This window comes from Pseudomonas sp. WS 5010 (genome assembly GCF_012985565.1).
Lineage (GTDB): Bacteria > Pseudomonadota > Gammaproteobacteria > Pseudomonadales > Pseudomonadaceae > Aquipseudomonas.
Genome location: NZ_JAAQWQ010000006.1, coordinates 147,491 through 158,470 on the forward strand (window position 1 = coordinate 147,491; position 10,980 = coordinate 158,470).

The following is a 10,980-nucleotide window of genomic DNA, read 5'->3' on the forward strand; positions in this document are numbered from 1 at the left end:
CGCGACACGTTACCAGGTGCGTTCACATCATGATCAAGAACCAGAGCTCACCCAAGCTTTGATTGGAAAAAGTCACTTGCGGAATTACTATAGCCGCGAGGTGACTTAGAGAGCGCCGCCCTCATGCGAGCAATAAAGTCTACCACCTGCTTTTTCTGAAACTCTTCATGAATCACAGCACTCGCAATTGAAGCCAAAGATTCTGACTTCTTAGGAAACCCAGAGTCCGTCTGACTAAACCCCCTTTTTATAAAATCGCACAGAGCACTTCCTGTTATATCTTCATACTCCGTCTCTCTGGACGAATAATAAATTCTTACACCGCCGGCTTCTTGTTTAATGGACCAGCCGCACTGAGAAAAAATCTCACTAAACAAAGCTGGGTTTTCTTCTTGAAATTCACTGATCTGCTTGGGTAACTCACCGTAGCCCTTAGGAGTTACAGTCTTCTGCATGGCTCCGGCACTAAATGTTTGCCAGTCCCAAGCTTGAACTGCATCCATTGCCCCTTCATTCGATGACATGGCAATCACGATGGCCTTTCGTCAGTTGTTGCTTTCCCCTTACCGATTAGATCGCCCCAGCCTGTAAAATTATTTAGTTTCTTAGTTCCATTAAATACAGGGCCGTAATAGGTTACATCTGGATGCCCATCCCTCTTCCTAACCCATCTATATCTTGAGAACTCAATACCCAAGCAACAACCACAAGCGCACTCATCTTTCGCCAAGAATCGCCTCACCAACCCAACCGGGTGGATGTGATACACCTGCCCATGCGCCGGTAGTCCAACCTTTGTCGCCACCTCATCCCACCAACTCATTTGCTTGATCCGCTCTTTCTCCGCCAACCAGTTAAGGTGCGGGGTCGAACCACTATGACCAAGCACTTCGTCCAGCGCGTCCCACTTCTGCGGCTTGTAGTGCCACTCGCTTTCGTAATGAATGACTAACTGCGACAGCGATTGCGCGTGCGCTGGTAGCGCTAATCGCTGCTTGCAACTCTTCAGCGGTCATTTTCCCATCGTGGTCACGGTCGATGATGTCGTACAGACGACTCTTCATCGGCCCTTTGTCCGACGCATCTGCCAAGGCGCCATGACGTTCGAGTTGGTCCTCACTGAAGCGGTTAGCGGCCCGGAGGAAGGAGGCCAAAGCTTGCCGAGGGGTGTCGTAGTTGAAGATCGTATCGTAGCCCTCCCACGACCAAGGATTAACCCAGAGGGTGACCCCAACTTCTTCGCGTACCCAGCCGTTGAGCAACGTATTGCTGGCATCGTGGAGCAGCCCATCAAGGCGGTACCAGTTGCAGGCTTTGCGTTCTGCCGTCGCAGGGACCACGATTTTGTTCTCAGCAAGTAGGCCATCGAGCAGGCTCTTAGGTACCAATAGATCGGCATCACTATAGCTTTCAATCTTAATTCCCCCCTAAGGTACCTGGCTCTATTTCGGCCTTGCTCATACTGCAACAATCCTGGAGCTTCTTTAATATATATTGCTAAAACCCCCTATTGTTTCCGCGAATGACTCACACACTAAAACTCATTACAGCCATCAAGATCGCTACACTTCAGCCATCCTTCAGTAGTGGTACTTCCTGAGAATCTAAATTCAATCCATTCTTCACCGCGCGCCTTTCCCCCTCCAAGAATCGTAACTTCATCCCCACGTATCAAATACTTTCTTGTCGGTTGCGCAGCGCCTAGCGAAGAAAAAATCCAAGCCTGGAGAGAAGCCACCTTAGCGATCAGTGGAGTTCGCTTTTCAAAATCAACTTCATCAGACACTAACAGCCTAACAAACGAACCATCAGGGAGATATTCTTTCCGAACTATTTCTCCACACCCAACGCAACGATCCGAGATTTTAATGTACGCCTTCCCACCTTTAACAACATAGACATCCTCAGCCCATACTGCTCCGTCCTTATAAGAGCTAATAACATAGCCATGGCGAATTTTAAAATCACACAGCCCGCCCCCGCTGAACATCAATTCACTCAATGATCGATCGCTATCGGTATAATGCAGCACCCTTGAACAAGCGTTTACCCTTCCCCCGCCCAAGTTAAAAACAACTTCCCCTACCCCATCCCCAGTCAAATCCTCAACATGAACATCCTCATACACGTCCTCAATTTCACGCATAAAATCGACAGGTGGCGATAAGCCATATGACTTTCCTTGCTCAAAAACGGATAGCTTAAGAGGAAAGCGACTCTCCACCTCTAGTATCGGCAAAGATCCACTAGCATAAGCCACAGATGAAAAAGCAAAGTAAAGAGATAGCCCACCTGCCATCGCAATAGAAGAGTTCATCCTACTCATTATGCTAGCCCCCACTCTTTTCGTATTGCCTCGTATACCTCCACGCGCTCATGCAGGCCATTATCGCCCCCATTCACGGCCAAAGTCACAAGCCGAACATTACCAGGCTCATTATCCACCAAGACATTAATATCACCCTGTGCATTATGCCGCCTACTGACAGCTCCATTATGCCGCCAATACCAACACGAAACATCTATAGCATCGAACATATTTTCAGCGAGCATATTCGGAACACTAACAAAATCAACTCCCCTATAACTAGAATAAGCGACATAGTTGTTTTTCCATGTGAGTTGAATCAGTCCCCTCCCCTTATATTTTGGACCATCGCCAATCTCCGTATTACCGTTAACTATAGCACCAGAATGCCTTCCAGGGTCATACTGTGTACCGGCGGCAAACTCAACTGCTGTTTCAAAGGCGGCAGACTCATGGAAACATTGAGCAATAAAGTGCGCCTGCTGGTACGGGGTTATTATTTCATACCGCTCAAGAGCATCATTTAGCTCGACAACAAACCTATGCTTATCATACTTATATATTCGTGGATATTTCTCTTCAAACTCTCGCACGAACGCACGACCTCCCCCACGCCCTGTGAACCAGTTGCCCGACTTACCAGTTACCCTTTCCAAAAGTTCTACTGTAATTCTCCGCTCACTAGCTTGAAACCTGCCCGCCAGCCCCACCGGGTGGATGTGATACACCTGCCCATCCGCCGGTAGTCCAACCTTTGTTGCCACCTCATCCCACCAACTCATTTGCTTGATCCGCTCTTTCTCCGCCAACCAGTTAAGGTGCGGGGTCGAACCACTATGACCAAGCACTTCGTCCAGCGCGTCCCACTTCTTCGGCTTGTAGTGCCACTCGCTTTCGTAATGAATGACTAACTGCGACAGCGATTGCGCGTGCGCTGGTAGGCTAATCGCTGCTTGCAACTCTTCAGCGGTCATTTTCCCATCGTGGTCACGGTCGATGATGTCGTACAGACGACTCTTCATCGGCCCTTTGTCCGACGCATCTGCCAAGGCGCCATGACGTTCGAGTTGGTCCTCACTGAAGCGGTTAGCGGCCCGGAGGAAGGAGGCCAAAGCTTGCCGAGGGGTGTCGTAGTTGAAGATCGTATCGTAGCCCTCCCACGACCAAGGATTAACCCAGAGGGTGACCCCAACTTCTTCGTGTACCCAGCCGTTGAGCAACGTATTGCTGGCATCGTGGAGCAGCCCATCAAGGCGGTACCAGTTGCAGGCTTTGCGTTCTGCCGTCGCAGGGACCACGATTTTGTTCTCAGCAAGTAGGCCATCGAGCAGGCTCTTAGGTACCAATAGATCGGCATCGCTGGGAGTGCTGGCGTCCCTCAGGGTGGGCGGCTGTGTGGCGTTGAAAGCAGGCTGATGTGCCACCACGGCGGTGCCCTTGGCAATTTTTAGCCAGGTCTTGCTAATAGCGGGCAGTCGCTTTGCCCAGTCCCGGCTGGACTCGATGAACGTTTCCACCTCATCGCCACTGAATACTTCCAGGTGCAACTTCTTTTCCGGGTGCTCTGCACAACTGTCTTGATACTTGCCGATGTGACCGATTAGCTCGCCGGCCTTGATGGCTATGGGCTGGTCAAGGACCACGATGCGGTCAGCCATAGGTTCTCGCGCACCCTCCAGCGAATTGAAATGAACGTACTGGTTCACTCGCTCCAGCTTTCGAAACGCCCCCTCACCGCTGATTGTCACTTCCGTGCCATTTGGCAACGTCGTAATAATGGTACTGCTGGCATTCGCTTCTTCGCGGACATTCAGAGCGGTGGCGTTGATGCGAAACTCACCTCCAGCGATAGGTTCCAGCTTGTCAAAGAAAAGGTAGCCGCGCAGCGAGCCATCGGCACTTTTCAGGACATCTGGCCCGTTGGAGTTTTCCAGTTTTCGAAACTCACCCTCACCGCTGACGGTCACCTCCGCGCCTCGTGGCAGGAGAGCGAGTACTTTGCCCCGCTGTACCTGGTTACGCACATTCAGGCCCTGCTGCCCAGGATGCCCTAGGAGTACGTCTTTTACCGTTGCCTTGACCCGACGGCTCTGCCCCTCGGGCCAGAACGCCGGGCGGGCGATGGCAGGGTCACGCTGATAAACCGTCCAATCCTGCAAGTGCATGTACAGGCTGTAGAAGGTCAAGCAGGGCGGCATGTCCGTACTGCCCTCGATCTTCGGAGCTTCGAGTCGATGACGTGCCAGCACAAAATTACGTGAAAAGGGCTTTTGCACAATCAGTGTATTGACGAAGTAGCTCGTGGTCGGCGAGTGCTCGTCGATGCGGTAAGCCACCACTTCGCCGTCGGCCAAGCAATGCACGCTGGATTGTTGTTCCAGAGAGCCTGCGGTACCGCTGTCAAAATGCACGCCACCGTGCCACAGGCCATTGCGTCCTAACGGGTAGTAACCCGATGCCGCCTTGGCCAATTGGGTTAATTGCAGCAGTGGGGGATTTTTATCCTTGAAGGGATGGCTCCAGTTCTTCAGCGGTTGCGGAGTCGCGGCGCTTGCTGGGGCCAGCGCATGAGGCTGAATGGGATGTGTATCTAGCGTCGGCAAGATTGGGGCATCTGACGCATAGACTTGTGCCTCCCGGTAACTGCTGAAGAAATCAAGAAACCGAAGTAACGAATTGGCCATGGTGTGCTTCACTCCTGGTTTGCAAAGGGATCAGCCAGAGAAATCCATCAGTCCCAGGGACTTGGATTTATGCTCGGTCAATTGAGGTGGCTGCGGCATTTCCAGTACTTGCTGAGCGGGGCCCAGATAGTCGAAGTGCCCCGACTTGATGTTGTAGTCCCCTGGGGTACCGGACTCGATGCGGCTCTGATCAAGGGTGATGTAACTGCCCCCTGCATTGAGGGTGATTTTCTTTTTCGCAACGATGCGAACTTCATCTTCGGTACTGATGATCTCCAGGCCATGGCGGGCTATCAGTTCCAGGGTGTCGTTCTGTGCCTTCACACTCACCGGCCCTTGGTTGGCGATCAGCTTGATGCCCAGCTTGCGCACAAACAGGCTTACCCCCTGACCCACGCCTATAAATAGTCGCTTGATCACGCTGATATCAGCCTCTGCCCCGACGTTAATCATCAGGTTGCCCTGCGCAGCCAACTGCAAATGCTTGCCGCTGGTGAGAACGATGCCCTGGGGAGCACTAAGAAGCACCACAGCCGCTTTGAGCGTATCGAGTTGGTCTCGCATCAACGTCAGTTGCGCCTGCACATCCGCTGGATCCGCGTTGGCGGCCTGGGCATCGACCGACAACCCGTCCAACTGGTCGCCGGCCCGCTGTAACCGGCCCAAGGTGGCATCCATTTCCAGCATCTGCCCCTGAGCTTTGGATTGCGCGTCAGCACTGATGAAGACGCCGCTGCCCGCCCGGATAGCGGCATGCCCGTCCGTGCGCAACTCCGCGCCCTGGCCTCGTGGCTGTCTCTGGCCATCGACGACATACCCCAGGTTGAGCTGGCTCTTACCGCTGTACTCCGTACTGAGCTTGACGTGCTCCTGCCCCCGCGTGTCATCCATGCGCAGTTTGTTATTCGCCGGCGTACGCAGCACGTTGCGTTTGTAGTTACGCAAGGTCACGTGGTCAACGTGCTGGCTGTCGTGCAACGCATGGGCAATGTAGGGCCGGTCGGGGTCGCCCTGTTCGAAGGCGATGGCCACTTCGGTGCCGGGGATCAGCGGCAGGTGCAGGCCGTGGGTGTCGCCGGCGTACGGGCGGGCCAGGCGTAACCACAGGCTTTCTTCGCCGGGTTTCCAACTGTCGCGGTCGAAGAGGAAGTTAACTTTGTATCGACCTTCGATATCGATATGGCCGTACGGGTCGTGCTCCTGCGGGCTGGTGACGCGGGCCGGGACGGTGCCGGCGATTTGTGGCTTTTTTTGCAGCGGGGGGCGGAAGCACACAGTTTCCGAGTAAGGAATCGCCTCAAAGTTGACCTCAAAACTGCGATCACGAGCAGCACGGGTGGTCAGGTGGGTAATCACCGCACCGGGGCCAAAGGCTTGCGGGGCGCCGCCGGAGATTTTCAGGACTTGGCCGGGTGCCAGGGTGGCGCTGCTGCTGGTGCCGCTGAGGTGAGTCTGGTCGTTGAGGTAGCGTTCGTGACGCAGGCGTGCGTAGAAAAAACCGCTTTCACTTTGCAGGTCTTCGTCCTGGGCATGAGGATCGCCGAGGCCGGTGTAGGGTTCAGCGTAGTGATAGGCCTCGCCGTAGGTGGTACTCGCGCCACGGCTTTGGTCGACGTCGCCGTTGAGTTGGGCATTGGCGACACGGTGGTAGTAGGCGCGGATGTTGACGTGCTGCTCCACCACCTGATGGCTCGATTGCAAGGCCCACACGCCGTCTTGCCCGCTGCTGCTGGTGCCGGACTGCGGACGGTAAGGCAGCTCGACGTCGAACTGGTAGTGACGCTGATCATCGTGAAATTCCACCACGTCGATGTTCAGGCGTTCGTCGCGGGTGAGGCGGTACCAGATGCCCACGTCGGCCAGCAGACGCGAGATAAAGGCCAGGTCGCTTTCGCCGTATTGCATGACCTGTTCGCGCTTGGGGTATTCGCGCACCAGGCTGAAGAGAAAGTCCTGGCCTTCAAAATCGTGGCGGCTGCGCAGGATACTTTCGACAATGTCCGGTACTGATTGGTGTTGATAGATACGAAATTGTTGGCCCCGTCCCAGCAACGCCAGACGCGGTTCCAGGATGACTTCGTAGCGGGCTTCGTCCAGAGAGCCGGACAGGCGTTTGAAACCGGTGACCACGCCATGAAGTGTGCGCAGTGGTTTAGCCGCCAGTGGGGTGAAACCGCGCCTCTGCACATTTTGCGGCGCACCATTCATGCTGAAACTGGCACTCTGCCCAATCATGGCACCGGCAGTAAGATCACGCTCGATACAGGTGAACTCAACACGATAGACAAAGGGCAGGCTAAGCCGCTCTTCGCCGGTGAAATTCAAGACATCAAGGCGGGGCTCAACGTTGCGCACCCTCAGGGTGTGTCGGCTGTGGTCGAAAAAGGGAGTCGAATTCATTGGCGCTCCCTATTCAGCACACAAGACACCGGGTCGCCCCTTCGCTGAAACGTGTGGTTCGAACCTGCTGATACAGTGCTGGATATCATTCATGTCAGTCCCTGGGTAAGCCTCTTCACAAAGAGCCAGGAGGGTAAAGGCTCCTTATCACCCAGTAATGTCGGAGCATTCGTCTTTCCCAGAAGGGAACTTCTCGATTCCTTTTTCTCACCTTGAGCACCGGGATCGGCACGACGTCATTGAGGCTCACAGTGGCCAATATCGGCCTGGGTGGCCCTAGCAAAAAAACTGCTGGCAAAACGGCACAAATCTATGCGCCACTAGCACCCTTCCTTTAATTGCGCGTACAAGGTCGGCGCCATCGCCGCCCCGTTTGGAGATTCCCGCCATGAGCGAGAGTGTGTTTGCCGATCGCATCGTGCAGAACCTGCTCGACACCGACTTCTACAAGCTGACCATGATGCAGGCGGTGCTGCACAACTACCCCAATGTGGAAGTTGAATGGGAGTTCCGTTGCCGTAACAGCGAGGACCTGCGCCCCTACCTGGCAGAAATCCGCTACCAGATCGAGCGCCTCGCCGAGTTGAGCCTGAGCCCGGATCAGTTGGGCTTCCTGGAACGCATCAGCTTTATGAAGCCGGACTTCCTGCGCTTCCTTGGCTTGTTTCGCTTCAACCTGCGCTACGTGCAGACCGGCATTGAGAACGGCGAGCTGTTTATCCGCCTGCGTGGCCCCTGGCTGCATGTGATTCTGTTTGAAGTGCCGTTGCTGGCCATCGTCAGCGAAGTGCGCAACCGTTATCGCTACCAGACCATCATCCTGGAGCAGGCCCGTGAGCAGTTGTATCGCAAGTTCGACTGGCTGACCGCCAACGCCAGCAGCGATGAGCTGGCCGAGTTGCAGGTCGCGGACTTCGGTACCCGCCGGCGCTTTTCCTACCGCGTACAGGAGGAAGTGGTGAATGTGCTCAAGCACGACTTCCCCGGCCGCTTCGTCGGCACCAGCAACGTGCACCTGGCCCGCGAGCTGGACATGAAGCCCCTGGGCACCATGGCCCATGAATGGATCATGGCCCACCAGCAACTGGGCCCGCGCCTGATCGACAGCCAGATCGCCGCCCTCGATTGCTGGGTCCGCGAGTACCGTGGCCTCCTGGGCATCGCCCTGACCGACTGCATCACCACCGATGCCTTCCTCAGCGATTTCGATCTGTACTTCGCCAAGCTGTTCGACGGCCTGCGCCATGACTCCGGCGACCCGGTGCAGTGGGCCGAAAAAGCCATCGCCCATTACCACAAGCTGGGCATCGAGCCGATGAGCAAGACCCTGGTGTTCTCCGACAGCCTGACGCTGCCCAAGGCCCTGGAGATTTTCCGTGCGCTGCGCGGGCGGATCAATGTCAGCTTTGGCATCGGCACCAACCTGACCTGTGACATTCCAGGTGTGGAACCGATGAGCATCGTGCTTAAAATGACCGCCTGCAATGGCCAGCCCGTGGCGAAGATCTCCGATGAAGCGGGCAAGACCCACTGCACGGATCCGAACTTCGTCGCCTATTTGCGCCACGTTTTCAAAGTACCTGCCATCTCTAGCGAGGAGTGAATCATGCAAGCCGTACAGCGTGAGATTGCCCAACAGCTCAAGGTCCAACCACCGTTCCAGGACCACGCCGCCCTTGAAGCGGAAGTGGCCCGGCGGATTACCTTTATCCAGGACTGCCTGCTCAACTCGGGGCTCAAGACCCTGGTACTGGGCATCAGCGGCGGTGTCGACTCCCTGACCGCAGGCCTGCTGGCCCAGCGGGCGATGAAAGAGCTGCGCGCGCTCAAAGGTGATGAGGCTTACCGCTTTATCGCGGTGCGCCTGCCTTACGAGACCCAGTTCGACGAGCACGATGCCCAGGCCAGCGTGGACTTTATCAACCCCGACGAACGCCACACGGTCAATATCGGCCCGGCGGTCAAGGCCCTGGCCAACGAAGTAGCGGCCTTCGAAGGCAAGGCTGCGGTGTCTCGTGACTTTGTGCTGGGCAATACCAAGGCGCGGATGCGCATGGTGGCGCAATACACTATCGCCGGCGCAGCGAGCGGCCTGGTGATCGGCACCGACCATGCGGCGGAAGCGGTGATGGGGTTTTTCACCAAGTTCGGTGATGGCGCGTGCGACCTGGCACCGTTGAGCGGGCTGGTGAAAAACCAGGTACGCGCGATTGCGCGGCACTTTGGTGCGCCGGAGTCGCTGGTGGAGAAAATCCCGACGGCCGACCTGGAAGACCTGTCACCGGGCAAGCCGGATGAAGCGTCCCATGGCGTGACCTATACCGAGATCGATGCGTTCCTGCACGGCCAGCCGGTGCGTGAGGAAGCGTTCAGGATTATCTGCGAGACCTATCGCAAGACTGAGCACAAGCGGGTGATGCCGTTTGCGCCTTGAGGTGAGGCGGGGGGCTGTGCATTGATTGTCAGGCCGCTATCGCGGGCAAGCCCGCTCTCACAGTTGAATGTATTCATACATCAAAATGTGGGGGCGGGCTTGCCGGTGATGAACAATAACGCGGCCTGTGGCCTTACTTCAGGGTCACAGTGCCTTTCATCATCGAGATGTGGCCTGGGAACGAGCAGAAGAACATGTACTTGCCGTCAGCCTTGAGCTTGGACACGTCGAAAGTCACCGAATCAGTCTCGCCAGCGCCGATGATCTTGGTGTGGGCGATGATGCGGGCGTCGTCTTTTTTCAGGTAGTTGTTGTCGATACCGGCGGCCATGCCTTCGGTTGCAACCGGCTGCATATCCGCCTCAGTGGTCAGCACCCAGTTATGGCCCATGACGTTCTTTGGCAGGTTACCGGAGTGCTTGAGCTCAACGGTGAACGTCTTGCAGCTCTTGTCGATTTCAATGGCCTTGGTGTCAAAGGACATTTGGTCGGTGGAGTCGACAGTGACCTTGCACTCTGCAGCAAGCAACTGGCCGCTAGCCAGAGTCAGCAGGGAAACAGCAACGATTTTGGCAAACATGTGAATCTCCAAGGCAGGGTTTAGAAAACGCATATGCGACAAGGGTGCCTGAGGCAGGCAGATGTTCCAATGATCTGAATCAACAAATTGTATACAACTTTAGGCTATCAGACTGATCGACAGAATCAACCAGCCAAAGTGCCGCACGGGGCCTATGATCGGCTCATCTTTGTTTCCTGGAGTCCGAGCCATGCACCTCAATAGCCTGTTATGCAGCCTGCTTGCCGCTTATGCCTGTGGCGCCAGCGGTACTTACGAAACGGTTAATGTCGACTAACGTTTAACCTAGAGAGGCGATTCTGAAACCCGATTAACCCTTGGGGCACGTTTAAAGGCAGAATACCCGCCGCTCAACCTCACCTTCGACCCCAGAGGATCGCCCATGGCAAAACCTAATTACTCCTTCGCCAAACGTCAGAGAGACTTGGCCAAGGAACAGAAGAAAGAGGAAAAGCTGCAACGCAAGAAAGCTGCGGCCGACGAAGAAGCAGGCGCACTGAACCCGGATGCCGAGGGTGAAGTGGCTGCTGACGATACCCAAACACCGAAAGACCAGGCACCCGAGGCCTGAGTA

The 10,980-nt window shown here is 55.4% G+C and carries 9 protein-coding genes; 3 read left to right on the forward strand and 6 right to left on the reverse strand.

Going from position 1 to position 10,980, the window contains the following annotated elements; genetic code table 11:
- Positions 1-47 precede the first annotated feature (47 nt).
- The 5 genes from HBO11_RS20840 to vgrG form a co-directional block, all read right to left on the reverse strand.
- Positions 48-524, reverse strand: coding sequence for a hypothetical protein (locus tag HBO11_RS20840; RefSeq protein WP_169952169.1), 477 nt, complete (start codon positions 522-524; stop codon positions 48-50).
- 351 nt (positions 525-875) lie between these two features.
- A complete protein-coding gene (locus HBO11_RS20845; protein ID WP_169952171.1) occupies positions 876-1,388 on the reverse strand; it encodes an EF-hand domain-containing protein in 513 nt (170 codons plus the stop codon).
- 146 nt (positions 1,389-1,534) lie between these two features.
- On the reverse strand, positions 1,535-2,317 hold the full coding sequence (locus HBO11_RS20850) for a hypothetical protein (protein WP_169952173.1): 783 nt from the start codon (positions 2,315-2,317) through the stop codon (positions 1,535-1,537).
- A gap of 8 nt (positions 2,318-2,325) precedes the next feature.
- Positions 2,326-4,992 (reverse strand): SH3 domain-containing protein, encoded by a 2,667-nt coding sequence (locus HBO11_RS20855; protein ID WP_169952175.1) that lies wholly within the window; start codon positions 4,990-4,992, stop codon positions 2,326-2,328.
- A gap of 30 nt (positions 4,993-5,022) precedes the next feature.
- Positions 5,023-7,392: a type VI secretion system tip protein VgrG gene (gene vgrG / locus HBO11_RS20860; protein WP_169952177.1), complete on the reverse strand. Its 2,370-nt coding sequence runs from the start codon at positions 7,390-7,392 to the stop codon at positions 5,023-5,025.
- 388 nt (positions 7,393-7,780) lie between these two features.
- Here vgrG and pncB point away from each other — a divergent pair, with 388 nt between their 5' ends.
- Positions 7,781-8,995: a nicotinate phosphoribosyltransferase gene (gene pncB / locus HBO11_RS20865; RefSeq protein WP_169952179.1), complete on the forward strand. Its 1,215-nt coding sequence runs from the start codon at positions 7,781-7,783 to the stop codon at positions 8,993-8,995.
- Between the two features lie 3 nt (positions 8,996-8,998).
- On the forward strand, positions 8,999-9,826 hold the full coding sequence (gene nadE, locus HBO11_RS20870) for an ammonia-dependent NAD(+) synthetase (RefSeq protein ID WP_169952181.1): 828 nt from the start codon (positions 8,999-9,001) through the stop codon (positions 9,824-9,826).
- A 133-nt stretch (positions 9,827-9,959) separates the two neighbouring features.
- On the opposite strand, the gene azu is transcribed toward nadE, so the two are convergent.
- Entirely contained in the window at positions 9,960-10,406 is a 447-nt protein-coding gene (azu, locus tag HBO11_RS20875; RefSeq protein WP_169952184.1) for an azurin, read from the reverse strand.
- A gap of 382 nt (positions 10,407-10,788) precedes the next feature.
- Here azu and HBO11_RS20880 point away from each other — a divergent pair, with 382 nt between their 5' ends.
- Positions 10,789-10,977: a hypothetical protein gene (locus HBO11_RS20880; RefSeq protein ID WP_169952186.1), complete on the forward strand. Its 189-nt coding sequence runs from the start codon at positions 10,789-10,791 to the stop codon at positions 10,975-10,977.
- The last annotated feature ends 3 nt before the right edge of the window (positions 10,978-10,980 follow it).

Bases quoted from the DNA above. Each gene is read 5' to 3' on its own strand.
- HBO11_RS20880 (WP_169952186.1), top strand. From the start codon at position 10,789: ATGGCAAAACCTAATTACTCCTTCGCCAAACGTCAGAGAGACTTGGCC.
- HBO11_RS20840 (WP_169952169.1), bottom strand. From the start codon at position 524: ATGTCATCGAATGAAGGGGCAATGGATGCAGTTCAAGCTTGGGACTGG.
- vgrG (WP_169952177.1), bottom strand. From the start codon at position 7,392: ATGAATTCGACTCCCTTTTTCGACCACAGCCGACACACCCTGAGGGTG.
- nadE (WP_169952181.1), top strand. From the start codon at position 8,999: ATGCAAGCCGTACAGCGTGAGATTGCCCAACAGCTCAAGGTCCAACCA.
- pncB (WP_169952179.1), top strand. From the start codon at position 7,781: ATGAGCGAGAGTGTGTTTGCCGATCGCATCGTGCAGAACCTGCTCGAC.
- HBO11_RS20850 (WP_169952173.1), bottom strand. From the start codon at position 2,317: ATGAACTCTTCTATTGCGATGGCAGGTGGGCTATCTCTTTACTTTGCT.
- azu (WP_169952184.1), bottom strand. From the start codon at position 10,406: ATGTTTGCCAAAATCGTTGCTGTTTCCCTGCTGACTCTGGCTAGCGGC.
- HBO11_RS20855 (WP_169952175.1), bottom strand. From the start codon at position 4,992: ATGGCCAATTCGTTACTTCGGTTTCTTGATTTCTTCAGCAGTTACCGG.